Annotated in this window: 20 protein-coding genes and 18 other annotated features; of the genes, 14 read left to right on the top strand and 6 right to left on the bottom strand. The window is 52.2% G+C overall.

The window, feature by feature from the left end; genetic code table 11:
• Window positions 1–9: 9 nt before the first annotated feature.
• Window positions 10–15, top strand: a ribosome-binding site (putative RBS for STM0362; RegulonDB:STMS1H000718).
• The 3 genes from STM0362 (at window position 10) to foxA (ending at window position 3,592) form a co-directional block, all read left to right on the top strand.
• The gene (locus STM0362) for a putative cytoplasmic protein (RefSeq protein ID NP_459357.3) occupies window positions 10–238 on the top strand. Within the gene, window positions 14–238 belong to an annotated coding region; the region does not span the whole gene. (Overlaps the previous feature by 6 nt.)
• A 91-nt stretch (window positions 239–329) precedes the next feature.
• Window positions 330–335: a ribosome-binding site (putative RBS for STM0363; RegulonDB:STMS1H000719), on the top strand.
• Window positions 330–1,338 (top strand): putative transcription regulator, AraC family gene (locus tag STM0363; protein ID NP_459358.1). Within the gene, window positions 334–1,338 belong to an annotated coding region; the region does not span the whole gene. It overlaps the preceding feature by 6 nt.
• A gap of 145 nt (window positions 1,339–1,483) precedes the next feature.
• Window positions 1,484–3,592, top strand: a complete 2,109-nt coding sequence (gene foxA, locus STM0364) for a ferrioxamine receptor (protein NP_459359.1) — start codon at window positions 1,484–1,486, stop codon at window positions 3,590–3,592.
• A 40-nt stretch (window positions 3,593–3,632) separates the two neighbouring features.
• Here the strand turns inward: foxA and yahN are convergent.
• The gene (gene yahN / locus STM0365; protein ID NP_459360.1) for a putative transport protein occupies window positions 3,633–4,281 on the bottom strand. Within the gene, window positions 3,633–4,265 belong to an annotated coding region; the region does not span the whole gene.
• Window positions 4,276–4,281: a ribosome-binding site (putative RBS for yahN; RegulonDB:STMS1H000720), on the bottom strand. Its footprint overlaps the gene before it by 6 nt.
• A gap of 203 nt (window positions 4,282–4,484) precedes the next feature.
• Window positions 4,485–4,490: a ribosome-binding site (putative RBS for yahO; RegulonDB:STMS1H000721), on the top strand.
• On the opposite strand from yahN, the gene yahO reads away from it, so the two are divergent.
• Window positions 4,485–4,772 (top strand): putative periplasmic protein gene (gene yahO, locus STM0366; RefSeq protein NP_459361.1). Within the gene, window positions 4,497–4,772 belong to an annotated coding region; the region does not span the whole gene. It overlaps the preceding feature by 6 nt.
• Window positions 4,773–4,907: 135 nt before the next feature.
• Here the strand turns inward: yahO and prpR are convergent.
• Window positions 4,908–6,550, bottom strand: a protein-coding gene (prpR, locus tag STM0367) for a regulator for prp operon (EBP family) (RefSeq protein ID NP_459362.1). Within the gene, window positions 4,908–6,533 belong to an annotated coding region; the region does not span the whole gene.
• Window positions 6,545–6,550, bottom strand: a ribosome-binding site (putative RBS for prpR; RegulonDB:STMS1H000722). Its footprint overlaps the gene before it by 6 nt.
• 236 nt (window positions 6,551–6,786) lie before the next feature.
• Window positions 6,787–6,792 (top strand) — a ribosome-binding site (putative RBS for prpB; RegulonDB:STMS1H000723).
• Between prpR and prpB the strand changes: the two genes are divergently transcribed.
• The 4 genes from prpB (at window position 6,787) to prpE (ending at window position 12,395) form a co-directional block, all read left to right on the top strand.
• The gene (gene prpB / locus STM0368) for a putative carboxyphosphonoenolpyruvate mutase (RefSeq protein NP_459363.1) occupies window positions 6,787–7,685 on the top strand. Within the gene, window positions 6,798–7,685 belong to an annotated coding region; the region does not span the whole gene. Its footprint overlaps the feature before it by 6 nt.
• A gap of 113 nt (window positions 7,686–7,798) precedes the next feature.
• Window positions 7,799–7,804 (top strand) — a ribosome-binding site (putative RBS for prpC; RegulonDB:STMS1H000724).
• The gene (gene prpC, locus STM0369; protein NP_459364.1) for a putative citrate synthase occupies window positions 7,799–8,977 on the top strand. Within the gene, window positions 7,808–8,977 belong to an annotated coding region; the region does not span the whole gene. Its footprint overlaps the feature before it by 6 nt.
• 24 nt (window positions 8,978–9,001) lie before the next feature.
• Window positions 9,002–9,007 (top strand) — a ribosome-binding site (putative RBS for prpD; RegulonDB:STMS1H000725).
• Window positions 9,002–10,468 (top strand): putative protein in propionate catabolism gene (prpD, locus tag STM0370; RefSeq protein ID NP_459365.1). Within the gene, window positions 9,017–10,468 belong to an annotated coding region; the region does not span the whole gene. It overlaps the preceding feature by 6 nt.
• 28 nt (window positions 10,469–10,496) lie before the next feature.
• Window positions 10,497–10,502: a ribosome-binding site (putative RBS for prpE; RegulonDB:STMS1H000726), on the top strand.
• Window positions 10,497–12,395, top strand: a protein-coding gene (prpE, locus tag STM0371; protein NP_459366.1) for a putative acetyl-CoA synthetase, propionate catabolism operon. Within the gene, window positions 10,509–12,395 belong to an annotated coding region; the region does not span the whole gene. It overlaps the preceding feature by 6 nt.
• A gap of 103 nt (window positions 12,396–12,498) precedes the next feature.
• Here the strand turns inward: prpE and hemB are convergent.
• Window positions 12,499–13,483 (bottom strand): 5-aminolevulinate dehydratase (porphobilinogen synthase) gene (gene hemB / locus STM0372; protein ID NP_459367.1). Within the gene, window positions 12,499–13,473 belong to an annotated coding region; the region does not span the whole gene.
• Window positions 13,478–13,483: a ribosome-binding site (putative RBS for hemB; RegulonDB:STMS1H000727), on the bottom strand. Its footprint overlaps the gene before it by 6 nt.
• A gap of 487 nt (window positions 13,484–13,970) precedes the next feature.
• Window positions 13,971–13,976 (top strand) — a ribosome-binding site (putative RBS for yaiU; RegulonDB:STMS1H000728).
• Between hemB and yaiU the strand changes: the two genes are divergently transcribed.
• The gene (gene yaiU, locus STM0373; protein NP_459368.1) for a flagellar protein occupies window positions 13,971–16,922 on the top strand. Within the gene, window positions 13,986–16,922 belong to an annotated coding region; the region does not span the whole gene. It overlaps the preceding feature by 6 nt.
• A gap of 74 nt (window positions 16,923–16,996) precedes the next feature.
• Window positions 16,997–17,002 (top strand) — a ribosome-binding site (putative RBS for yaiV; RegulonDB:STMS1H000729).
• Window positions 16,997–17,631, top strand: a protein-coding gene (yaiV, locus tag STM0374) for a putative inner membrane protein (protein NP_459369.1). Within the gene, window positions 17,008–17,631 belong to an annotated coding region; the region does not span the whole gene. (Overlaps the previous feature by 6 nt.)
• 44 nt (window positions 17,632–17,675) lie before the next feature.
• Here the strand turns inward: yaiV and ampH are convergent.
• Window positions 17,676–18,806, bottom strand: coding sequence for a penicillin- binding protein (gene ampH / locus STM0375; protein NP_459370.3), 1,131 nt, complete (start codon window positions 18,804–18,806; stop codon window positions 17,676–17,678).
• A 361-nt stretch (window positions 18,807–19,167) separates the two neighbouring features.
• Window positions 19,168–19,173: a ribosome-binding site (putative RBS for sbmA; RegulonDB:STMS1H000730), on the top strand.
• On the opposite strand from ampH, the gene sbmA reads away from it, so the two are divergent.
• Together sbmA and yaiW are read left to right on the top strand one after the other, a co-directional pair.
• Window positions 19,168–20,400, top strand: a protein-coding gene (gene sbmA, locus STM0376) for a putative ABC superfamily transporter (RefSeq protein NP_459371.1). Within the gene, window positions 19,180–20,400 belong to an annotated coding region; the region does not span the whole gene. It overlaps the preceding feature by 6 nt.
• A 3-nt stretch (window positions 20,401–20,403) precedes the next feature.
• Window positions 20,404–20,409 (top strand) — a ribosome-binding site (putative RBS for yaiW; RegulonDB:STMS1H000731).
• The gene (yaiW, locus tag STM0377; protein ID NP_459372.1) for a putative outer membrane lipoprotein occupies window positions 20,404–21,509 on the top strand. Within the gene, window positions 20,415–21,509 belong to an annotated coding region; the region does not span the whole gene. (Overlaps the previous feature by 6 nt.)
• Window positions 21,510–21,546: 37 nt before the next feature.
• Here the strand turns inward: yaiW and yaiY are convergent.
• Window positions 21,547–21,867 (bottom strand): putative inner membrane protein gene (yaiY, locus tag STM0378; RefSeq protein ID NP_459373.1). Within the gene, window positions 21,547–21,855 belong to an annotated coding region; the region does not span the whole gene.
• Window positions 21,862–21,867: a ribosome-binding site (putative RBS for yaiY; RegulonDB:STMS1H000732), on the bottom strand. Its footprint overlaps the gene before it by 6 nt.
• A gap of 244 nt (window positions 21,868–22,111) precedes the next feature.
• Window positions 22,112–22,117: a ribosome-binding site (putative RBS for yaiZ; RegulonDB:STMS1H000733), on the top strand.
• On the opposite strand from yaiY, the gene yaiZ reads away from it, so the two are divergent.
• The gene (gene yaiZ / locus STM0379) for a putative inner membrane protein (RefSeq protein ID NP_459374.1) occupies window positions 22,112–22,338 on the top strand. Within the gene, window positions 22,123–22,338 belong to an annotated coding region; the region does not span the whole gene. Its footprint overlaps the feature before it by 6 nt.
• A gap of 25 nt (window positions 22,339–22,363) precedes the next feature.
• On the opposite strand, the gene ddlA is transcribed toward yaiZ, so the two are convergent.
• Window positions 22,364–23,476 (bottom strand): D-alanine-D-alanine ligase A gene (ddlA, locus tag STM0380; RefSeq protein ID NP_459375.1). Within the gene, window positions 22,364–23,458 belong to an annotated coding region; the region does not span the whole gene.
• Window positions 23,471–23,476: a ribosome-binding site (putative RBS for ddlA; RegulonDB:STMS1H000734), on the bottom strand. Its footprint overlaps the gene before it by 6 nt.
• Before the next feature lie 55 nt (window positions 23,477–23,531).
• Window positions 23,532–23,537: a ribosome-binding site (putative RBS for STM0381; RegulonDB:STMS1H000735), on the top strand.
• On the opposite strand from ddlA, the gene STM0381 reads away from it, so the two are divergent.
• Window positions 23,532–24,249 (top strand): putative inner membrane protein gene (locus STM0381; RefSeq protein ID NP_459376.1). Within the gene, window positions 23,536–24,249 belong to an annotated coding region; the region does not span the whole gene. Its footprint overlaps the feature before it by 6 nt.
• Window positions 24,250–24,366 lie beyond the last annotated feature (117 nt).

A 24,366-nucleotide genomic window follows, 5' to 3' on the forward strand; every position in this document is an offset into this window, starting at 1 on the left:
TTAAAGTGAAAAAATGGTCGCGGCGAGTCGTATGGATGGTCGCGATATGGTGCGCCAGCGTGCTTCTGCTGGCGGGCGTCGGAATGTTATTCAGACTGCTCATGACCTCCGCAGGATTTCGCTCCTGACTGATACCCCCGGACGCGCTTTCGTCGCTGGCGAAAGCGCGTTTTTATCGACAGATCGGCGTTTATCGATCACCTTTGCTCGCCTTATCTCTCCCCTCAATAGCGGTTGATAATTATTCTCATCTTTATTGTCGTTCCCGGGCCGCAGTGATATGGTTACACAGTGGCTAACGCTCTGGTATAACGCAGATAAACGGTATTGATAATGTCTCCGATCTCCTGTCACTCTTCCGCCGCCCCGGCGATGAAAAAGATCTTTTCCGTCAGCGACTTCATCGCGTTTGGCGAGCGTTATGGCATTGATTACCGCTTCCCTGCGTTACCGCAGTATACGCAGAGTAGTCCCGTACTTCATGGCGATATCGAAGAGATAGCGCTTCCCGGCGGGATTTGCATTACACGCTCGGATGTTCACGTGTTACAACCTTATGAAACCACCTCTCGCCATAGCAGTCCGCTGTATATGCTGGTGGTGTTGGAAGGTAACGTCGCGCTGGCTGTCAATGAGCAGACCTTTTTGTTGAGCGCGGGGATGGCGTTTTGCTCGCAACTGAGTGAGCAGCAGACGATACGCGCCCATCACGGCGCAGACAGTAAATTGCGCACCTTGTCGCTGGGAATGTACCCGGACGGCGGATGGCGGGAGCGTTTGCCTGTCTCGCTGGCAGACGAGTGGGAAAATAGCGCAACCTCGGCGAGGGTCTGGCAGGTGCCGGAGTTTCTGCTTTCGGGGCTACGTTATGCGCAGCAGCCCGGACCTCATGCGGCGTCACGCCAGTTAATGCTGGAAGGCATCATGCTGCAATTGCTGGGCTATGCGCTAAATCTATGTCAGCCGGCAACGCAAAAACGCGGGCTTCCCGTCACCGGTGAATACCAGCGGCTGGAGCTCATTCGGCGTTTACTGGAGCAGACGCCGGAAAAAGCCTACACGCTGAACGAACTGGCGCGTCGGGCGGCAATGAGTCCAAGTAGCCTGCGGTGCAAGTTTCGCCATGCCTATGGGTGTACCGTGTTTGATTATCTGCGCGATTGCCGCCTGGCGCGCGCGCGTCGTTATCTGATGGAGGGATACAGCGTGCAGCAGGCCGCCTGGATGTCAGGCTATCAACATGCCACTAACTTTGCGACGGCATTCCGTCGGCGTTATGGCTGCTCGCCCGGCGAGCTGCGTGACGCGTCTCTTACGGCGTCCCGCCACTGTGCGTAACGCGCCCCGCCAGAGCGGTAATATCCGCCGCTAACCCGGTTTTCTGCCGCTTTGGGTGATTTTTTATCATTGCGCATAGGCAATCTGGCGTTACGCATAGTGGTCCGTCATCTCTAAAAGGTAATAATTCTTATTTACAATAAAGATGCCTTTGGAGATGTTCATGTTTGCGACAACGCGTATGGCGCTATTGATAGGCGGAGCTATCGGCGGCGCGACTTTTCCTCTTTTTGCCCAGGAAACCACAAAAAATGATACCGTCATTGTCACCTCGCCCGTTCAGAGTGGCGCGACCAAGCTGGCGACGCCAGATATTGAAACGCCGCAGTCGGTATCCATTATTACCCGCCAGCAGTTTGAAGAGCAGGGCGCAACCAGCGTGCGTCAGGCGGTCAGCTACACCCCAGGCGTATACAGTAACCAGATAGGCGCCTCTAACCGCTTTGATTACATCGTATTGCGTGGTTTTTCGGACGGTAGTCTGGATAACGTCTATCTCGACGGGTTAAAAATGATGGGCGACACCAATTCGCACAGTTCGTTGGTGGTTGACCCCTGGTTTCTGGAAGATATCGAGGTGGTACGCGGCCCGGCGTCCGTTCTGTATGGACGTTCATCGCCAGGCGGCATTGTCGCGCTGACGTCGCGAAAACCGGCGTTTGATGCCGGAGGAGAAGTGAAGCTGTTTGCCGGCAATAACAACCAGCGCGGGGCGGCTTTTGATGTGACCGGCCCACTGGATGACAATGAACGTGTGGCGGCGCGTCTTAGCGGCATGACACGTTACGCCGATTCGCAGTTTACCCCCTTGAAAGAGGAACGTTATGCGCTGATGCCGAGCCTGACCTGGCGAATTACCGATCGGACGCGTCTTGATCTTATGGCCTATCCGCACCGTGATCCGGAAGGCGGTAGCCACTCCGGACTGCCTTATCAAGGCACGGTTGTACCTTATAACGGCGGAAAAATTTCTAACACTTTCTTTGAAGGTGAAGATGACTACGACAAATACGATCGCCGTGAAAATATGGTGGGTTATAACATTGAGCATCTGTTCGATAACGGCTGGTCGGTACGGCAAAAATTGCGCTATTTGCATACCAAAGTGACGTTGAATCAGGTCTATGCCGCAGGTTGGTTGAATGAAACGGCGCTGAATCGCGGCTATTCCGGCTCCGGGGAGAAAATGTCGGCTATCGCGCTGGATAATCAGCTCGACGGCAGCGTGGATACCGGGGCGATTAATCATCGTCTGCTGGTGGGGATCGATTATCAGGATCGCAGTAACCATACTACTGGCTATTATGGCGCGTTTCCGCCGATTGACGCTTTCAACCCTGTTTATGGCGCTCAGCCGGATTACATTACGTTGTATAGCCGTGAAAAACATAAGCTGCGGCAGACCGGATACTATTTACAGGATCAGATGTCATGGGATCGCTGGCGCTTTACGTTGGGCGGTCGTTACGATCGGGTCAGCGTGTCTAACATCGACAAACTTCATGATTCACGCAGCGATCTCGATAAAAACAACGTCAGTACCCGTGCTGCGTTGCTTTATCTGTTCGACAATGGCGTCGCCCCCTATCTCAGTTATTCTACCGCGTTTACGCCGACCAGCTTCGCCGACGAAAACGGCAATGTGCTGGAACCGATGAAAGGCAAGCAGTGGGAGGCGGGGGTAAAATACGAACCGCCGGGGGGGAATAGCCAGTTTAGCGCCGCCGTGTATCGTATTAATCAGACCAATATCGCGACCAAAGAAGAACCTACCGATCCGTACCGCTCGATTGGTGAAATTGAGTCTAAAGGGGTTGAACTGGAGGCCATTAGCCATTTGTCGGATAGCGTCCGTTTGCAGGCGGCGTATACCTATACTGATATCCGTTATAAGAAAAGTAGCCCGCAAGAACAGGGTAAGCGCGCGGTTTATGCTCCACGGAACCAGGCCAGCGCCTGGCTAAGCTACGATGTGAAAAGCGGTCTGTTAGAGGGGCTGACTTTGGGCTCCGGCATCCGGTACGTCAACGGCGTGACCAGCGATCGCCTGAATACCCACACATTGCCGTCCTATACACTGGTCGATATGGTGGTAGGGTATGATTTATCCAGCATTGGGTTAAATGGCTTGAGCGCCCAGCTCAACGTAAATAACCTGACGGACAAACGCTATGTCGCTGCCTGTAATTCGCTCTCTTATTGTTATTTTGGCGCCGAGCGTAGCATTGTAGGCAGCGTGTCATGGGCGTTTTGATAACGCTTATCGTCCGGTAGCAAAGGCTACCGGACAAACATTAGCGGTGCGTCACGCCTTCATAGAGAAGTCTGAGCGCAAACATCCCGATAATGGCGCCGATAACACGGCTGGCAATGCGCTGTATTCGTCCATAAGCGCGGCGGACTGCGGGGAGCGAAAAGGCCTGGCTGAGAAAAATACGCCAGATAACGGATGACAGCACAATTCCGGCCCAGGCCATTAACCTTGCCCATGTGGGCGTTTCTGCGCTAAGCGTTACGGAAAAAATACTGATAAAAAACAGTACGGTTTGCGGATTGGATAAATCGGTCATTAATCCCCGGCGAAAGAAAATTGTCCACGGGGCGGCAATCGGCGTCTGGAGCGTGCTCATTTGCGGCGTCGCCTGGTGGCGAATACTGTTCCAGGCGAACCATAATAAATAGGCGCCGCCGACAATTTTGATAAGAGAAAATACCGCTTCGCATTGCGTAATGAGCGTCGCCAGACCGAAAAGCCCCAGCCCGGAATAAAAGGCGTCTCCCGTGGCGACGCCCAGGCCGGTGATGACTCCCGCCCGGCGTCCTGATGCGAGGCTGGTTTGCACCACCACAAACAGATTCGCGCCGGGATTAAAAAAGGTTAACACAAACAGACTGACGGTAAGCACAACGGCATGAAACGGCTCCATAGACAACTCTTCCCATAGCCTCAAGAAATAACGTTCATCTTATTAATAGTCAAACCAGATGATTGCGAGTGAGATCACAAAGCAGGGGCGTTTTAATCCGCGTTGTTACGCCGACAGAGCGGGGGCTGACTGGATTTTTCCAGTAATCTACACTACTTATTTAATCAGTCCGAACGGCCTTTTTGTTCTGATAAAGCGATGATGGCGTAATAATAAAACGAGGGTTTTGCTATGAAAACTGGCTACAAGGTTATGCTTGGCGCATTAGCGTTTGTCGTGACAAACGTTTATGCCGCAGAAATCATGAAAAAAACGGACTTTGATAAAGTCGCCTCCGAATACACGAAAATTGGCACGATTTCCACCACCGGGGAAATGTCGCCGCTGGACGCCAGAGAAGATTTAATCAAAAAGGCGGATGAAAAAGGGGCGGATGTGGTGGTGCTGACGTCCGGGCAGACAGAAAATAAAATTCATGGTACGGCTGATATTTATAAAAAGAAATAAAAGCATTGCATCATAAAAATACCCGCCTGGGTTTCCGGCGGGTATATTTATTCCTGGCAACCGGCATCCGTTTTGCCGGATGACGGCCTGCAGTAAACGTAGCGCCATCAGGCATTCAGGACGCTGTCATTTGTCTTAATTATCCGACTGGTCTTTGGCACCAGCTTTTAAACGACGCCACAGAGTGGTGCGGCTAATCCCCAGATAACGCGCCGCGGCGGTCTTATCGCCCTTAAAGCGCGCCAGTACATCCTGTAACGCGTTCGCATCCACGGTTGAAGGCGTCAGTTCTGCTGTGTTCACCATAAGCTCAGGTAATAACTGCCGCATAAATTGCCTGTCCAGCGTTGGCGCGGGATCGACGCTTAAAAAAAGCGCCAGGCGCTCCATCATATTACGCAGTTCGCGAATATTACCGGGCCAGCGCCAGGCCAGCAAAAGCGGCTGACACTGTGTCAATCCATGACGTATCGATTCGGTAAACGGAATTTCCATCGCCGCCAGCGACTGTTTTAAAAAGCTTTCCGCCAGCGGCAAAATATCAGCCTGCCGCTCGCGCAAAGGAGGAAGCGTCAGACGCAGAATACTCAGGCGATAAAAGAGATCGGGGCGAAAACGTCCTTGCATTATCTCCCGATCCAGATCGCAATGCGTAGCGCTGATCACCCGGACATCCACCGGGATCGGCTGGTGTCCGCCGACGCGAGTGACGGCTTTTTCCTCCAGTACGCGCAAAAGTCGGGTTTGTAACGGCAAGGGCATTTCGCCGATTTCATCCAGAAACAGCGTGCCGCCGTGTGCGATTTCAAACAGCCCCGCCCGGCCTCCTCGTCGTGAACCGGTAAACGCGCCCTCTTCATAACCAAACAGTTCCGCTTCCAGCAACGACTCGGTAATCGCGCCGCAATTGACGGCGACAAAGGGAGGGGATGGCTTATTCTGACGGTGAGGCTGGCGGTGAAAGAACGTCTGGTGAATCGCCTGCGCCGCCAGCTCTTTTCCGGTCCCTGTTTCCCCCTGAATCAGCACTGCCGCACGGGAGCGGGCATAGAGCGTAATCGTCTGGCGGAGCTGCTCCATTTGCGGCGACTGGCCGCGTATATCGCCCAGTTCATACCGGGTTTGTAATCCCTTGCCGGATGGGTAATCCACGCGCTGGCGCCGTGTCAGACGGGTCATATCCAGCGCATCATGAAAAGCCTGACGAACGGTCGCCGCGGAATAAATAAAGATGGCGGTCATTCCTGCCTCTTCCGCCAGATCGGTAATTAATCCCGCGCCGACGACGGCCTCAATACCGTTGGCCTTAAGTTCGTTAATTTGCCCGCGCGCGTCCTCTTCGGTGACATAGCTTCGCTGTTCAAGACGGAGGTGAAACGTTTTCTGAAAGGCAAGTAAAGCCGGAATGGTCTCCTGATAGGTCACGATACCGATAGACGAGGTGAGCTTTCCCGCTTTCGCCAGCGCCTGTAATACATCGAATCCGCTGGGCTTGATGAGGATCACCGGTATTGACAGGCGGCTTTTTAAATAGGCCCCATTCGAACCCGCCGCGATAATCGCGTCGCAGCGCTCGGTCGCCAGTTTTTTGCGAATGTAGGTCACCGCCTTTTCAAAGCCGAGTTGAATAGGCGTGATGGTCGCCAGATGATCGAATTCCAGGCTGATATCCCGAAACAGTTCGAACAGACGCGTTACGGAGACCGTCCAGATCACCGGTTTATCGCTATTATCGCGCGGAGCGCTGTGGGCAGTCGTCATCGCAGTAGATTCATCTTTAAGGGGCGATTTTTTGTTTTAAACGTGTTTCATAAATGTTGCAATGAAACAGGGTGATTCGTTTCATGAAACGTTAGCTGACACGTTTTTTTTTCCCTTAATCGCGCTTATTCATAACAGAAATGACTGTAATTACCTGTTTTTAAATCTCATTGTATTTAATTTTCTCGCTGCCTCTTTGCCTGGCATAGCCTTTGCTTTGGTGAATACATCTTGAATAACAATTTACTAACATGAGGACGAGATATGTCTTTACATTCGCCGGGGCAGGCATTTCGCGCCGCGCTCGCTAAAGAGAATCCATTACAAATTGTCGGCGCTATCAATGCCAACCATGCTCTGTTGGCCCAACGGGCCGGGTATCAGGCTATCTATCTTTCTGGCGGCGGCGTAGCGGCGGGCTCGCTCGGACTGCCGGATCTGGGGATTTCTACGCTGGATGATGTGTTAACCGATATCCGGCGCATCACGGATGTTTGCCCGCTGCCGCTGTTGGTGGATGCGGATATTGGCTTTGGCTCCTCCGCCTTTAATGTCGCGCGGACGGTAAAGTCCATAGCCAAAGCGGGCGCCGCCGCGCTGCATATTGAAGACCAGGTTGGCGCTAAGCGCTGTGGACACCGTCCAAACAAAGCGATCGTCTCGAAAGAGGAGATGGTAGACCGAATTCGGGCGGCAGTGGATGCGCGCACCGATCCGAACTTTGTGATCATGGCGCGTACCGATGCGCTGGCGGTGGAAGGGCTGGAGGCGGCTCTCGATCGTGCGCAGGCTTACGTGGACGCGGGGGCTGACATGCTGTTCCCGGAGGCGATCACCGAACTGTCGATGTACCGCCGGTTCGCCGACGTGGCGCAGGTGCCAATCCTCGCCAACATCACTGAGTTTGGCGCGACGCCGCTGTTTACGACCGACGAGTTGCGCAGCGCACACGTGGCGATGGCGCTCTATCCGCTGTCGGCGTTTCGCGCCATGAACCGCGCCGCAGAAAAAGTCTATACCGTGCTGCGCCAGGAAGGGACGCAAAAGAACGTGATCGACATCATGCAGACCCGCAACGAGCTGTACGAAAGCATCAATTACTACCAGTTCGAAGAGAAGCTGGACGCGCTGTACAGGAATAAAAAATCGTAGCCTGTAGGCCTGATAAGGCGAAGCCGCCATCAGGCAATGCCGGATGGCACTACGTTTAACCCGCCTACGGTACGGCCTACACGCCTCAATACCCTACACATTACAATAATGACGAGGACAATATGACAGACACGACGATCCTGCAAAACAACACGCATGTCATTAAGCCTAAAAAATCGGTCGCGCTTTCCGGCGTACCTGCCGGAAATACCGCTCTGTGTACCGTGGGAAAAAGCGGTAACGATCTGCACTATCGCGGTTACGACATTCTCGATCTGGCGGAGCACTGCGAATTTGAAGAAGTCGCGCATTTACTGATCCACGGAAAATTACCGACCCGCGACGAGCTGAACGCGTATAAAAGCAAGTTAAAAGCGCTGCGCGGATTACCCGCCAATGTCCGTACCGTTCTGGAAGCGTTACCGGCGGCCTCGCACCCGATGGACGTGATGCGTACCGGCGTCTCCGCGCTGGGCTGCACCCTGCCGGAAAAAGAGGGACATACCGTCTCCGGCGCGCGCGATATTGCCGATAAGCTGTTGGCCTCGCTCAGCTCTATCCTTCTTTACTGGTATCACTACAGCCACAACGGCGAACGTATTCAGCCGGAAACCGACGATGATTCCATCGGCGGCCATTTCCTGCATCTGCTGCACGGTGAAAAGCCAACCCAAAGCTGGGAAAAGGCGATGCATATTTCGCTGGTGCTGTATGCCGAGCATGAGTTCAACGCCTCGACGTTTACCAGCCGGGTGATTGCCGGGACTGGCTCGGATGTCTACTCCGCGATTATCGGCGCGATTGGCGCGCTGCGCGGCCCGAAACACGGCGGGGCGAATGAGGTGTCGCTGGAAATTCAACAGCGTTATGAAACGCCGGACGAGGCAGAGGCGGATATCCGTAAACGCGTGGAAAACAAAGAGGTGGTGATTGGCTTTGGACATCCGGTTTACACCATCGCCGACCCGCGCCATCAGGTGATCAAACGGGTGGCGAAACAGCTTTCAGAAGAAGGCGGCTCGCTGAAGATGTACCACATCGCCGACCGTCTGGAAACGGTGATGTGGGAGACCAAAAAGATGTTCCCGAATCTCGACTGGTTTTCGGCGGTCTCCTACAACATGATGGGCGTCCCTACCGAAATGTTCACCCCGCTGTTTGTCATCGCCCGCGTTACCGGCTGGGCGGCGCACATTATTGAACAGCGTCAGGACAACAAAATTATTCGCCCCTCTGCCAACTATACCGGGCCGGAAGATCGTCCGTTTGTCTCGATAGACGATCGTTGCTAACTCACTCTTATTAAAAATAAAACGCAGGAAACGTACCCTATGTCTACCCAAGAACTGAACATCCGCCCAGACTTTGACCGTGAAATCGTTGATATCGTTGATTACGTTATGAATTACGAGATCACCTCAAAGGTGGCGTACGACACCGCGCATTATTGCCTGCTCGACACGCTCGGTTGTGGTCTGGAAGCGCTGGAATACCCGGCCTGTAAAAAATTGCTTGGGCCAATCGTGCCAGGCACGGTGGTGCCCAACGGCGCACGCGTGCCGGGCACCCAGTTCCAGCTCGATCCGGTACAGGCAGCTTTTAACATTGGCGCGATGATCCGCTGGCTTGATTTTAACGATACCTGGCTTGCCGCCGAGTGGGGCCATCCTTCTGATAACCTCGGCGGTATTCTGGCGACGGCTGACTGGCTGTCACGCAACGCCGTCGCCGCCGGCAAAGCGCCGCTGACCATGAAACAGGTATTGAGCGGGATGATCAAAGCCCATGAAATTCAGGGCTGCATCGCGCTGGAAAACGCCTTCAACCGTGTCGGACTTGACCATGTGTTGCTGGTGAAAGTGGCCTCGACTGCGGTGGTCGCTGAAATGCTGGGGCTGACGCGCGATGAGATCCTCAACGCGGTATCGCTGGCGTGGGTGGATGGGCAGTCGCTGCGTACCTATCGTCATGCGCCGAATACCGGTACGCGCAAATCCTGGGCGGCGGGCGATGCGACTTCGCGCGCGGTACGTCTGGCGCTGATGGCGAAAACCGGCGAGATGGGCTATCCCTCGGCGCTCACCGCCAAAACCTGGGGCTTCTACGACGTTTCATTCAAAGGTGAAACGTTCCGTTTCCAGCGTCCTTACGGCTCCTACGTGATGGAAAACGTGCTATTCAAAATTTCTTTCCCGGCAGAATTCCACTCGCAAACCGCCGTCGAAGCGGCGATGACGCTGTATGAGCAGATGCAGGCCGCGGGTAAAACGGCAGCGGATATCGAGAAAGTGACCATCCGCACCCACGAAGCCTGTCTCCGCATTATCGATAAAAAAGGCCCGCTCAATAACCCGGCGGACCGCGATCACTGTATCCAGTATATGGTCGCCGTGCCGCTGCTGTTCGGACGGTTAACCGCGGCGGATTATGAAGACGAGGTGGCGCAGGACAAGCGTATTGACGCCCTGCGCGAGAAGATCGTGTGTTATGAGGACCCGGCTTTTACCGCCGACTATCACGACCCGGAAAAACGAGCTATCGGCAATGCGATCACCGTGGAGTTTACTGATGGATCACGCTTTGGCGAGGTTGTCGTGGAGTATCCGATTGGTCATGCGCGTCGCCGCGCCGACGGTATTCCGAAGCTTATCGAAAAATTTAAAATTAACCTGGCGCGTCAGTTCCCGACTCGCCAGCAGCAACGCATTCTGGATGTCTCCCTGGACAGAGCCCGCCTGGAGCAGATGCCGGTTAACGAATACCTCGATTTATATGTCATCTGAGCCAGCCAGCAGTAAGGCGTAAGTTCAACAGGAGAGCGTGATGTCTTTTAGCGAATTTTATCAGCGTTCCATTAACGAACCGGAGGCGTTCTGGGCCGAGCAGGCCCGGCGTATCGACTGGCGACAGCCGTTTACGCAGACGCTGGATCATAGCCGTCCACCGTTTGCCCGCTGGTTTTGCGGCGGCACCACTAACTTATGTCATAACGCCGTCGACCGCTGGCGGGATAAACAGCCGGAGGCGCTGGCGCTGATTGCCGTCTCATCAGAGACCGATGAAGAGCGCACATTTACCTTCAGCCAGTTGCATGATGAAGTCAACATTGTGGCCGCCATGTTGCTGTCGCTGGGCGTGCAGCGTGGCGATCGCGTATTGGTCTATATGCCGATGATTGCCGAAGCGCAGATAACCCTGCTGGCCTGCGCGCGCATTGGCGCGATCCATTCGGTGGTCTTTGGCGGTTTTGCCTCGCACAGCGTGGCGGCGCGCATTGACGATGCCAGACCGGCGCTGATTGTGTCGGCGGATGCCGGAGCGCGGGGCGGTAAAATCCTGCCGTATAAAAAGCTGCTCGATGACGCTATTGCGCAGGCGCAGCATCAGCCGAAACACGTTCTGCTGGTGGACAGAGGGCTGGCGAAAATGGCATGGGTGGATGGGCGCGATCTGGATTTTGCCACGTTGCGCCAGCAGCATCTCGGCGCGAGCGTGCCGGTGGCGTGGCTGGAATCCAACGAAACCTCGTGCATTCTTTACACCTCCGGCACTACCGGCAAACCGAAAGGCGTCCAGCGCGACGTCGGCGGTTATGCGGTGGCGCTGGCAACCTCGATGGACACCATTTTTGGCGGCAAGGCGGGCGGCGTATTCTTTTGCGCATCGGATATCGGCTGGGTCGTCGGCCACTCCTATATCGTTTACGCGCCGTTGCTGGCAGGCATGGCGACTATTGTTTACGAAGGACTGCCGACGTACCCGGACTGCGGGGTCTGGTGGAAAATTGTCGAGAAATACCAGGTTAACCGGATGTTTTCCGCCCCGACCGCGATTCGCGTGCTGAAAAAATTCCCGACGGCGCAAATCCGCAATCACGATCTCTCCTCGCTGGAGGCGCTTTATCTGGCCGGTGAGCCGCTGGACGAGCCGACGGCCAGTTGGGTAACGGAGACGCTGGGCGTACCGGTCATCGACAATTATTGGCAGACGGAGTCCGGCTGGCCGATCATGGCGCTGGCCCGCGCGCTGGACGACAGGCCGTCGCGTCTGGGAAGTCCCGGCGTGCCGATGTACGGTTATAACGTCCAGCTACTCAATGAAGTCACCGGCGAACCTTGCGGCATAAATGAAAAGGGGATGCTGGTGATCGAAGGGCCGCTGCCGCCGGGCTGTATTCAGACTATTTGGGGCGACGATGCGCGTTTTGTGAAGACTTACTGGTCGCTGTTTAACCGTCAGGTTTATGCCACTTTCGACTGGGGAATCCGCGACGCCGAGGGGTATTACTTTATTCTGGGCCGTACCGATGATGTGATTAATATTGCGGGTCATCGGCTGGGGACGCGAGAAATAGAAGAAAGTATCTCCAGCTACCCGAACGTAGCGGAAGTGGCGGTAGTGGGGATAAAAGACGCTCTGAAAGGGCAGGTAGCGGTGGCGTTTGTCATTCCGAAGCAGAGCGATACGCTGGCGGATCGCGAGGCGGCGCGCGACGAGGAAAACGCGATTATGGCGCTGGTGGACAACCAGATCGGTCACTTTGGTCGTCCGGCGCATGTCTGGTTTGTTTCGCAGCTCCCCAAAACGCGTTCCGGAAAGATGCTTCGCCGCACGATCCAGGCGATCTGCGAAGGCCGCGATCCGGGCGATCTGACAACCATTGACGATCCCGCGTCGTTGCAGCAAATTCGCCAGGCGATCGAAGAATAGCCGTAAGCCGGATAAGCCGCGTTCGGCAACGGGTTAGACTCAGCGACTGAATAGTGGGGTGTAAAGTCGGGAAAGGGCGGCAGCGCGCCGCCCTGTAACAGAATTAACGCAGAATATTTTTCTCAGCCAGATCCAGTGCGAAGTAGCTGAAAATCAAATCGGCGCCGGCGCGTTTAATCGAGCCCAGACTTTCCAGCACGACCTTTTCTTCATCGATGGCGCCAGCCATAGCAGCAAATTTAATCATGGCGTATTCACCGCTCACCTGGTAAGCGCCAAGCGGCAACTCTGTGCGTTCGCGGATTTCACGCAGCACGTCCAGATACGCGCCGGCCGGTTTCACCATCAAGCAATCCGCGCCCTGGGCTTCGTCGAGCAGTGATTCGCGAATCGCTTCACGGCGGTTCATCGGATTCATTTGATACGTCTTGCGGTCGCCTTTTAACGCGGTACCCGCTGCTTCACGGAAAGGGCCGTAGAAAGAAGAGGCGAACTTGGTGGAGTAGGACATTATTGCCGTATCGGTAAAACCGGCGGCATCCAGCGCCTGGCGGATAGCCTGGACTTGTCCATCCATGGCCGCGGAGGGCGCAATAAAATCTGCTCCAGCCGCCGCCGCGATAACGGCCTGCTTGCCGAGGTTGGCCAGCGTCGCATCGTTATCCACACCGTGTTCGCACAACACGCCGCAGTGGCCGTGCGAGGTGTATTCGCAGAAGCAGGTGTCGGACATGACGATCATCTCCGGCACGGTTTGCTTACAGATGCGGGACATTCTTGCCACCAGACCGTCTTCTTTCCAGGTATCGCTGCCGGTGTCATCAGTATGGTGAGAAATGCCGAAGGTCATAACGGAACGAATGCCAGCATTTGCGATACGTTCAATCTCTCGCGCCAGCTGCTTTTCCGGGATACGCATTACGCCGGGCATGGCATCAATAGCTTTGTAATCGTCGAGTTCTTCTTCAACAAAGATCGGCAACACCAGGTCGTTCAGGCTAAGTGTTGTCTCTTCAAACATAGCGCGCAGCGCAGCGGATTTGCGCAGGCGGCGAGGGCGATGGATAAGGTCTGTCATGGTCTGCCTGATGTTTGTGGAATCGAAGGCCCAGTATACCTGAATCTGCAGGCAGATGTTTTACGAAAACGGTCCTTAACGTAGCAGGCGCAGCCCCGGCGGCGGCGGAACATGGCGCTTCTTTTATATACCGAAGATTAATACCTCAGGCACTATATCATTTTAAATAAGAATTAGTTTTACGTTGTTTTTAGTTTTATTTCATCGTCATTTAAGTAAATGTGGGTTTTAACATTATTCATGTTTATTTTGTTTTTCTTTAATCTATATTTATCTTATATGTATTTTGTTTTTTTATTTTCTTGTAAGGTCATGAAAAAGAATGCTTTTCAATTATAAAACTTCCTTTTATTACGTCTTTTTAATTCATGTCCGAATCCGGACTGAGGATAAAGAATAATTGAACCTTTTAGCAATGACGCCGCATAATCCTTCTTGCTAAACATCTGTATGTTTTTATGCATTGATAATTGATGGATCAACTATATTACGTCCCTGAGGAGGGATGACAAATGCACTCCTGGAAAAAGAAACTTGTAGTCTCACAATTAGCATTGGCTTGCACTCTGGCAATCACTTCTCAGGCGAATGCTACTACTTACGATACCTGGACTTATTACGACAATCCTACCACCGCGCTTGATTGGAATAATATGGATGCCGCAGGCACTGTTGATGGTAACTATGTAAACTATAGCGGTTTCGTTTACTACAACAATGCCAATGGTGATTTCGATCAGACGTTCAACGGTGACACTGTTAACGGTACGATTTCTACCTATTATCTGAACCATGATTATAATGACGCAACCAGTAATGAGCTGAATATTAGTAATTCAGTTATTCATGGCTCGATTACTTCCATGCTGCCGATTGGTTATTACGATCGTTTTGATACGTTGGATCACGATGGGTATTCTGAATATTATCGGTTCAACAACGGTACTGATACTGTTGACGGAAACTGGTATGACGGTGATGTGTTCACGCTGAACATCGCTAATTCCACCATTGATGATGATTATGAAGCGTTTTACTTCACTGATTCCTATAAGGATGGTGATGTAACTAAGTACACAAATGAAACATTCGATGTCAGCGAAGGCGTGGCGGTGAATCTTGATGTAGAAAGCAACATCAATATTTCCAACAATTCCCGTGTTGCAGGTATTGCCTTGTCTCAGGGAAATACTTACAACAACACTTACACGACGGAATCCCATAACTGGGATAACAATATTAATGTATTTGACTCTACTGTAACTTCCGGTTCAGATTATATCCTGGATAGTGCTTATACTACTGACACTGGTACTTTTGGCACAGGTCACTTTGGCAATTCCGATGAGCCGAGCGATTATACTGGTGCTGGCGACGTTGCATTATCTTTCACTGATGACAATGGTGCTTCAGACTATGCAATGAAGAACAATGTGTACTTCAGTAATTCTACGCTGATGGGTGATGTCAAATTTACCAGTAACTGGAACGCCAATTTCGATGCTGATGGTGATGATACTAACGGTGATGGTGTTCCTGATACCAACCATGGCTGGGCTGATGACGGCCTCAACGTCGACGAACTGAACCTTACACTTGATAATGGCAGTAAGTGGGTTGGTCAGGCGACTTATACTGTTGATACAACGTCCCGTATGTATGATGTTGAAACGAACAGCCTTACTCCAGGCGCAACATTGGAAGATAATGCCTGGAATCGTATCGTTGGTAATGAAGTTTTCCAGAGCGGCGTGTTTAACGTGACGCTGAACAATGGTTCTGAATGGGACACCGTTGGGGACTCGACTGTTGATACGCTGGCTGTAAACAATGGTTCTCAGGTTAATGTTTCTAATTCTGATTTAACATCAGACACCATTGATTTGACTAATGGTTCTTCACTGAACATTGGTGAAGGTGGTTATGTTGACACCGATCACCTGACAATTGACTCCTATAGTACTGTTGGTTTGACCGAATCTACTGGCTGGAGTACTTACTCAAACCTGTATGCTAATACCATCACCGTAACTAACGGTGGTGTGTTGGATGTGAATGTTGGTCAGTTTGATACCGAAGTATTCAGCACTGATAAACTGGAACTGACCAGCGGCAATACTGCTGATCACAACGGTAATGTTGTTTCTGGTGTGTTCAATATCCATAGCAGCGATTATGTTCTGAACGCTGACCTGGTGAACGACCGTACCTGGGATACCACTCAGGCTAACTATGGTTACGGTACTATCGCAATGAACTCTGACGGTCACCTGACCATCAACGGTAATGGCGATATCAACAACGGCGACGAACTGGATAACAGCTCTGTTGACAACGTTGTAGCGGCTACCGGTAACTATAAAGTTCGCATCGACAACGCTACTGGTGCCGGTTCTGTTGCGGATTACAAAGGCAACGAGCTGATTTATGTCAATGACGTAAACACCGACGCAACCTTCTCTGCAGCAAACAAAGCTGACCTGGGTGCTTACACCTATCAGGCTAAGCAGGAAGGCAACACTGTCGTGCTGGAACAGATGGAACTGACCGACTACGCTAACATGGCGCTGAGCATTCCTTCTGCGAACACCAATATCTGGAACCTGGAACAAGACACCGTTGGTACTCGTCTGACCAACGCTCGTCATGGCCTGGCGGATAACGGCGGCGCATGGGTAAGCTACTTCGGCGGTAACTTCAACGGCGACAACGGCACCATTAACTACGATCAGGATGTTAATGGCATCATGGTCGGTGTTGATACCAAAGTTGACGGTAACAACGCTAAGTGGATCGTTGGTGCGGCAGCAGGTTTCGCGAAAGGCGATCTGAGCGATCGTACCGGTCAGGTGGATCAGGACAGCCAGTCTGCCTACATCTACTCTTCCGCTCGTTTCGCAAACAACATCTTTGTTGACGGTAACTTGAGCTACTCTCACTTCAACAACGATTTGTCTGCTAACATGAGCGACGGTACTTACGTTGACGGCAACACATCTTCTGACGCCTGGGGCTTCGGCTTGAAACTGGGTTATGATCTGAAGCTGGGTGATGCAGGCTACGTAACGCCTTACGGCAGCGTATCCGGTCTGTTCCAGTCTGGCGACGACTACCAGCTGAGCAATGACATGAAAGTTGACGGTCAGTCTTACGACAGCATGCGTTATGAACTCGGTGTAGATGCAGGTTATACCTTCACTTACAGCGAAGATCAGGCGCTGACCCCGTACTTCAAACTGGCTTACGTTTACGACGACTCCAACAACGATGCTGACGTAAACGGCGACTCTATCGACAACGGCGTAGAAGGTTCTGCGGTACGTGTTGGTCTGGGTACTCAGTTCAGCTTCACGAAGAACTTCAGCGCCTACACCGATGCTAACTACCTCGGCGGCGGTGATGTTGATCAAGACTGGTCTGCAAACGTTGGTGTTAAATATACCTGGTAATCATTTTCTCTCAGGAGAAATAAAGGTAATTTAAACTGAAAAATGCCCGTCAAGGACTTGACGGGCATTATTGCAAGGAATGCATATGTTATCTTTAAGCAAGCCACTACAGGAATTCTACAGACTCGATAAATGCCTTTCTAAGCATGGTACGCGTTTCGAGTTTGTTAACGATAAAGAGATTATCTGTTCACCTGATGAAAGTAATACCCATACCTTTGTTATTTTAGAGGGGGTTGTTTCGTTAGTTCGGGGTGATAAAGTTCTTATTGGTATTGTGCAGGCCCCTTTTATTTTTGGCTTAGCCGATGGCGTGGCGAAAAAAGAGGCACAATATAAATTAATTGCGGAGAGCGGTTGCATCGGTTATCGCCTCTCATCATCACAAACTCTCGCCATCATTGAGCAGAACCAACTGTGGCGTGAAGCCTTCTGTTGGATAGTATGGAAAAGTCAGGTACTGGAACTTCGTGACAAGCAGCTCATTGGTAATAATTCTTACGACCAAATTCGTGCGACGTTAATGACAATGATTGAGTGGGATGAAGAACTTCGCTCACGTATTGGTGTTATGAATTATATTCATCAACGAACGCGCGTATCGCGATCGGTGGTGGCGGAAGTTCTCGCGGCCCTGCGTAAGGGTAATTACATTGAAATGAATAAAGGCAAACTGATCAGTATTAACCGTTTGCCCTCCGAATATTAACAAAAATGTTGCGCCTCGTCTGATATAGCGCGAGGCGCGACGACTCAGGATGCAGGAATAGCAATCGGTTTATTGCCGCTTAGCTCAGTAACCAAATCGTTAATCCCGTCGCTCATATTGGTAAAACGAGTGAGGGGGGAACGGGTTACCACCACAAAAGCGCCAATATTATATTGCGGGATCATCGCCATATAGGTAATAAAACCGCCGCCGCCTCCTGTTTTCTGGATAATGCCAGGACGTCCGTCTTTTGGCGCCATATAGACCCAACCCAGACCGAGCGCGTCGGCTTTACCCGGTACGTCCATCCCGATGATTTTCTTTAACTGTATGCGCTGATAAATCAACGTTTGCATACGATCGGCCTGTTGGCTACGGTGATAGAAATCTGACGACAGATACTGTTGCATCCAGCGCATCATATCTCCTGGCGTAGAATAGACCCCACCGCTGCCAATGGCTGCCAGCGTATTATTACAGGGGCTTGCGCCTTTTTCTGCCACCATCAGACGCTTACACTGATCGGGAGAAGGGGTAAACGTGGTGTCTTTCATTCCCAGCGGGCGGGTAATCTTTTCTTCAAACAGTTGCGTATAAGGTTTGCCGGAGGCGGTCGCCAGCGCGTCGGCTAACAGGTCGAACGCCAGATTGGAATAGGCCGCCTGTGAACCGGGCGCGACTTTTAACGTTGCTGTGGAGAGCCAGTTCCAGCGTTGTTCGCGGGTTGGCCAGACAAATACCGGACGATGCGCCGCGCCGCCGGGCTGTTCTCGCGGAAGCGCGCTGGTGTGGGTCGCTAAGTTGACCAACGTAATCGGCGTGCCTTGATACGTCGGGACACGCGCGCCGGGAGGCGCATATTTGCTGAGAGGATCGTTTAATTTTACCGTTCCCTGATCGAGCAATTTTACCAACATTTCACTGGTCATGAGCTTGGTGAGAGAAGCGATACGAATGACCGAATCAAGCTGTGGACGAACATTATTGCCCGGTCTGGTGTCACCGAAACTACGAAACACGCGTTGATTGCCGTCGATCACCACCAGCGCCATGCCCGTGGCGCCGCTACCATAAAAGATATGCTCGGCATAACGATCAACGATATCAGAGGCAAAAACCGGATCGGCAATCGGCTGAGCCGCCTGGACAGAAGTAAGTGATGCCGCAAACAGCATGGCAGTAAAAAGCAGACTACGTTTCAACGGTGATGTCCATAAGTGAAATAACGGTGGTTATGCGTATTTATACTACCCGGCGGCACATTGCAAAACGTTAAAGAGAAAAAAGTGGGTGAAAAAACGTAACGGCGGGTTTTCGTGATGGAGAATGTTTACTTTTGTGATAGAGCGCTTGTGATAACCTGATAGCGTCAGCGTGCCTGCTGTGTATGAAACTCGTCGAAACAATTCTGTTGAGCAGAAATGCGAACTAAGCGTCACAACGTAGGTCACAATGCCTGGTTTAGCCCTTTCATTTGCGTGGGCATGGCGTGCTATTGCCGCCGTCACAGCAGCCGTAATAAAGATAAGAAGTTAGCAGGAGAGCATGATGTTTAAATCTTTTTTCCCAAAGCCAGGGCCGTTTTTCATGTCGGCGTTTGTTTGGGCGCTGATCGCCGTCATTTTCTGGCAGGCGGGAGGAGGAGATTGGGTGGCGCGACTTGTAGGGGCATCCGATGAAGTGCCTATCAGCGCAGCGCGCTTCTGGTCGCTGGACTATCTGATTTTTTATGCTTATTACCTGATTTGCGTGGGATTATTTGCAACGTTCTGGTTCATCTATAGCCCGCACCGCTGGCAGTACTGGTCGATACTTGGCACCTCGCTCATTATTTTTGTCACCTGGTTTTTGGTGGAGGTTGGCGTCGCGGTTAACGCCTGGTACGCGCCGTTCTATGATTTGATTCAAACGGCGCTCAGCTCGCCGCACAAGGTCACTCTTGGTCAATTTTATCATGAAGTGGGGGTGTTTCTCGGTATTGCGCTTATCGCCGTGGTGATCGGTGTGCTGAACAACTTCTTTGTCAGCCACTATGTATTTCGCTGGCGTACCGCAATGAATGAGCACTATATGGCGCACTGGCAGTACCTACGCCATATCGAAGGGGCCGCCCAGCGTGTGCAGGAAGATACCATGCGTTTTGCCTCTACACTGGAGAATATGGGCGTGAGTTTTATCAATGCCATCATGACGCTCATCGCCTTTCTGCCGGTGTTAGTCACCCTGTCAGCGCATGTGCCGAATTTACCCATCGTAGGGCATATCCCTTACGGCCTGGTCATTGCCGCCATAGTCTGGTCATTAATGGGGACGGGCCTGCTGGCGGTCGTCGGGATCAAATTGCCAGGGCTGGAATTTAAAAATCAGCGAGTGGAAGCCGCTTATCGTAAGGAGCTGGTCTACGGTGAAGATGACGCCAGCCGCGCCACGCCGCCCACCGTCCGTGAACTGTTTAGCGCGGTGCGCCATAACTACTTTCGTCTCTACTTTCACTATATGTATTTCAACATCGCGCGCATTCTCTATTTGCAGGTCGATAACGTTTTCGGTTTGTTCCTGCTGTTTCCTTCCATTGTTGCCGGTACGATTACGCTGGGGCTGATGACGCAAATCACCAACGTGTTTGGCCAGGTGCGCGGTTCGTTCCAGTATTTGATTAACTCCTGGACGACGCTGGTGGAGCTGATGTCTATTTATAAACGTTTACGTAGCTTTGAACGCCAGTTGGATGGTCAGCCAGTTCAGGAAGTGACCCACTCTTTTAGCTAACAGAAGGAAACGTTATGTCGGCGGCGTCCCGTCTTTATCCTCTGCCTTTTCTGGCGGTTGCCATATTGGCTGGCTGTAGTAGTCAATCCGGGCAGCCGGTGAGCAAGGGCGAGAAGCCTGTCGACGTGGCAAGCGTAGTACGTCAGAAAATGCCAGCCAGTGTCAAAGACAGAGAGGCCTGGGCGAAAGATATCGCGACAACGTTTAAGAGCCAGGGGCTGGCGCCGACGGTAGAAAATATCTGTTCGGTGCTGGCTGTCGCCCAGCAGGAGTCCGGTTATCAGGCGGATCCTGTCGTGCCGGGGCTAAGTAAAATCGCCTGGCAGGAGATTGATCGCCGCGCTGAACGACTACACATCCCGCTGTTTCTGGTGCACACCGCGCTGAAAATTAACTCCCCCAACGGCAAGAGCTATAGCGAACGCCTGGACACGGTAAAAACCGAAAAACAGCTTAGCGCTATTTTTGACGATTTTATCAATATGGTCCCTATGGGGCAGACGCTATTTGGCTCATATAACCCGGTGCATACGGGCGGCCCGATGCAGGTCAGCATTGCCTTTGCCGAACAGCACGCGAAAGGCTATCCGTGGAAGATGACGGGTACGGTACGTCAGGAGGTCTTTACGCGCCGTGGCGGGTTGTGGTTTGGAACCTACCATTTGCTGAATTACCCGGCGAACTACAGCGCGCCTGTTTTCCGCTTCGCCGACTTCAACGCGGGATGGTACGCCAGCCGTAACGCTGCGTTCCAGAATGCCGTCAGTAAAGCCAGTGGGGTAAAACTGGCGCTGGATGGCGATCTGATTCGTTATAACAGCAAGGAACCGGGCAAAACAGAGTTAGCGGTACGCAAACTGGCAGGGCAGTTGGGAATGAGTGAGCGTGAAATTCGCAGCCAACTGGAGAAAGGCGATAGCCTGGCGTTTGAAAAAACGGCGCTCTACAAGAAAGTCTATAAACTGGCCGAGGCCAAAACGGGCAAGACGCTTGCGCGGGAAATGTTGCCCGGTATTCAACTGGAAAGTCCGAAGATCACACGCAAGCTGACGACCGCCTGGTTTGCTAAACGAGTTGATGAGCGGCGGGCGCGGTGTATGGGGCGATAAATTTCGCGCTGGGATACTTTCTCCAGCGCGCTAAGGTTTATTGGTGACGGTGACGCCAGCGTAAAAACGCGGCGATAACGGCGAAAATGAGGCAGCCCGTGAGGAAGGGCACCAGGCCAAAAATCGTCCCGACGCCCAGCCCAATCTCTACCCGCGGTCGACCTGTATCCTGTACCTGCATCAGATGCTCATAGATGCCCGGCGCATGAACCAGCAGGTTTAAGAGTTGCGCTCCGGCCCAGAAGCAAAACAGTACAAATATGGCGTAAGCAATATTTCCGGGCGTAGAGGAGGTTTCTCGATGCTTCCCGCTGAACAGCGATTTTGAGAGAGTGAAATCAGCCATAAAGACCTCCAGGATGATCGGCTACGATCTGGCGTTATGCCATCGGCTTACTGTGAAGTCTGACAGGTCATTGTGTTTGTCAATATCAGAATCATGGTAATTTCACATACGGAATGTATCCATCGCGTAAATTTTTGTTAGTTGTCACAAAACGATCACTTTTATCAAAATCAATTAACATTTAAGAAATTCCGTATCCCCCACAGACTCGCTCGCCAGAAGTATGCAAAAATACGTTTTTGTTACTGTTAATACGTCGGAGTCGTTATGCGTTTGCCTGTAAAAATTCGTCGTGACTGGCACTACTATGCCTTCTCTATTGGCCTTATCTTTATTTTGAATGGCGTCGTAGGATTGCTGGGTTTTGAGGCTAAAGGATGGCAAACCTATGGCGTTGGGCTGGTAACATGGATTATTAGCTTCTGGCTGGCGGGGTTCATTATTCGCCGGCGCGAAGAGGATGAGGTAAAAGACGCCCGATAAACGTTGCGCTATCGGGCGTGCGCTATTACATCGTGGTTTTTAAGGCGTTATTCGCCGTATGGCGTTCCAGCGCCAGCTCAATCAGACGGCTGATCAAATCGGTATAGCCCAGTCCGCTCGCCTGCCAGAGTTTTGGATACATACTGATATTGGTAAAACCTGGCAGCGTATTGATCTCGTTAATCACGACCTCATTGTCTGCCGTTAAGAAGACATCGACACGCGCCATACCCGCGCATCCCAGCGTCTGATAAGCCTGGATCGCGATCGCGCGGATCTTGTCATTCACCTCGGAAGGGATCTGCGCAGGCACGACAACTTGTGCGCCATTATCATCAATATACTTAGTATCGTAGGCGTAAAATTCGCTGTTCAGTACGATTTCGCCGCAGGTACTGGCCTGTGGGTTATCGTTACCTAATACGGCGCATTCGATCTCGCGCCCTTTGATCCCTTGCTCCACCACCACTTTATGATCGAATTCGAAAGCCAGCGCGACCGCCTGCTGATATTGCGCTTCGTTAGCGACTTTACTGACGCCGACCGAAGAGCCCTGATTGGCGGGCTTAACGAACAGCGGCAGTCCCAGACGGGATTCAACCTCGGCAAAACTAAACGCGTGACGATTCGTTCGGGTGAGTGTAATAAACGGGGCGATATTCAGTCCGGCATCGCGTAGCAGTCGTTTGGCGACGTCTTTATCCATGCAGGCTGCGGAGCTCAGCACGTCTGAACCGACAAACGGTAAGTTTGCGACGCGCAGCATCCCCTGCAATGAGCCGTCTTCGCCCAGCGTACCGTGGACGATAGGAAAAATAACATCTACCGTCGGTAGCGGCTGCCCGTTCTGAGCGTTAATCAATTGGTGTTGGTGTTTGCCAGGCACCTGGGCCAGACTGATTGCCGAAGGACGTAGCGCGATATGTGCCGGATCGTCTGCATTCTGCAAATAATTTTCCGCATCGTTAACATGCCATTGTCCCGCCTTATCTATCCCTAACAGCACCACGTCGAAGCGGGTTTTATCGATCGCATCAACGATATTTTTCGCTGATTGCAAAGACACTTCATGTTCCGCCGACTTACCGCCAAATACTATTCCTACCCGCAATTTCGCCATCTTAAAAACCCATTCCATCGAATGCAAAGCGTATACATTACCACGACAAAACGCGGGTTTCGCGGGCTTCTGCCATAATGTTTATGGGATGTGAGAACGGAGGCCGCGTGAGAGGTAAGGGTTTTCTGATTATTGTGCTGTTGGGCGGCATTGGCGGGCTGGGATATCGTTATCTTCCCTCTTATTATAATCCTTTTGCTCCGCTACAACTTGCCGATCCGCCAGGCTGGATCACTACCTTCAAACTACAGCGCCTGACGCCGTCGCAGTGCCGGGAGCTTTTGACGGCGGCCAATCAACAGGGATTAATTTCATCACAACCTGTTGCGGATAGCGCTGGTGAATGTCCCTTATCCCATGTTGTGCGCGTCAGAGATTTTGGCCAGGTAAAACTGAGCAGCAGTTTTTTAGCCTCCTGCCCGTTGGCGCTGCGCTCCGCGCTGTTTGTCGAACAGCAGGCAAAACCTTTAACAGAAACGTGGATGAAGCGCCGCCTGACCCGTATCGAACATCTGGGCAGCTATGCCTGCCGTAATATTTATCACCGCCCGGATGCGCGTCGCAGTGAACATGCCAGCGCAGAAGCGCTGGATGTCAGCGGGTTTCAGCTATCGGATGGCCGAAAAATCACTGTCCTGCGCGGCTGGGGGCGTCAGGAGACGGGGCCCTGGTTACGCGCTATGTTAAACGCCAGTTGCCATTATTATGGCAATGGGCTCGGGCCTGACTATAACGCTGCGCATGCTAACCATTTTCATCTTGGAATGCGGGGCTACGGCGTGTGTCGTTAAAGCATAAACGTCTGCCTTGCGCGGCTATATAATGTGACATGTTTCACAAAAATGATGAACGGGGAGACAAAATAGCAAAGTGTGACGTATCGCACCTCTGGAACCACCAGGAAAAAG

The organism is Salmonella enterica subsp. enterica serovar Typhimurium str. LT2 (assembly GCF_000006945.2).
Lineage (GTDB): Bacteria > Pseudomonadota > Gammaproteobacteria > Enterobacterales > Enterobacteriaceae > Salmonella > Salmonella enterica.

What these genes read in the sequence shown, in the direction of transcription:
- yahN (NP_459360.1), bottom strand. Translation starts at nt 4,265, where the DNA reads ATGGAGCCGTTTCATGCCGTTGTGCTTACCGTCAGTCTGTTTGTGTTA.
- hemB (NP_459367.1), bottom strand. Translation starts at nt 13,473, where the DNA reads ATGACAGACCTTATCCATCGCCCTCGCCGCCTGCGCAAATCCGCTGCG.
- prpB (NP_459363.1), top strand. Translation starts at nt 6,798, where the DNA reads ATGTCTTTACATTCGCCGGGGCAGGCATTTCGCGCCGCGCTCGCTAAA.
- ddlA (NP_459375.1), bottom strand. Translation starts at nt 23,458, where the DNA reads ATGGCGAAATTGCGGGTAGGAATAGTATTTGGCGGTAAGTCGGCGGAA.
- prpC (NP_459364.1), top strand. Translation starts at nt 7,808, where the DNA reads ATGACAGACACGACGATCCTGCAAAACAACACGCATGTCATTAAGCCT.
- prpD (NP_459365.1), top strand. Translation starts at nt 9,017, where the DNA reads ATGTCTACCCAAGAACTGAACATCCGCCCAGACTTTGACCGTGAAATC.
- STM0362 (NP_459357.3), top strand. Translation starts at nt 14, where the DNA reads ATGGTCGCGGCGAGTCGTATGGATGGTCGCGATATGGTGCGCCAGCGT.
- yaiU (NP_459368.1), top strand. Translation starts at nt 13,986, where the DNA reads ATGCACTCCTGGAAAAAGAAACTTGTAGTCTCACAATTAGCATTGGCT.
- prpE (NP_459366.1), top strand. Translation starts at nt 10,509, where the DNA reads ATGTCTTTTAGCGAATTTTATCAGCGTTCCATTAACGAACCGGAGGCG.
- ampH (NP_459370.3), bottom strand. Translation starts at nt 18,806, where the DNA reads ATGCTGTTTGCGGCATCACTTACTTCTGTCCAGGCGGCTCAGCCGATT.
- sbmA (NP_459371.1), top strand. Translation starts at nt 19,180, where the DNA reads ATGTTTAAATCTTTTTTCCCAAAGCCAGGGCCGTTTTTCATGTCGGCG.
- STM0381 (NP_459376.1), top strand. Translation starts at nt 23,536, where the DNA reads ATGTTTATGGGATGTGAGAACGGAGGCCGCGTGAGAGGTAAGGGTTTT.
- foxA (NP_459359.1), top strand. Translation starts at nt 1,484, where the DNA reads ATGCCTTTGGAGATGTTCATGTTTGCGACAACGCGTATGGCGCTATTG.
- yaiW (NP_459372.1), top strand. Translation starts at nt 20,415, where the DNA reads ATGTCGGCGGCGTCCCGTCTTTATCCTCTGCCTTTTCTGGCGGTTGCC.
- yaiZ (NP_459374.1), top strand. Translation starts at nt 22,123, where the DNA reads ATGCGTTTGCCTGTAAAAATTCGTCGTGACTGGCACTACTATGCCTTC.
- STM0363 (NP_459358.1), top strand. Translation starts at nt 334, where the DNA reads ATGTCTCCGATCTCCTGTCACTCTTCCGCCGCCCCGGCGATGAAAAAG.
- prpR (NP_459362.1), bottom strand. Translation starts at nt 6,533, where the DNA reads ATGACGACTGCCCACAGCGCTCCGCGCGATAATAGCGATAAACCGGTG.
- yahO (NP_459361.1), top strand. Translation starts at nt 4,497, where the DNA reads ATGAAAACTGGCTACAAGGTTATGCTTGGCGCATTAGCGTTTGTCGTG.
- yaiV (NP_459369.1), top strand. Translation starts at nt 17,008, where the DNA reads ATGTTATCTTTAAGCAAGCCACTACAGGAATTCTACAGACTCGATAAA.
- yaiY (NP_459373.1), bottom strand. Translation starts at nt 21,855, where the DNA reads ATGGCTGATTTCACTCTCTCAAAATCGCTGTTCAGCGGGAAGCATCGA.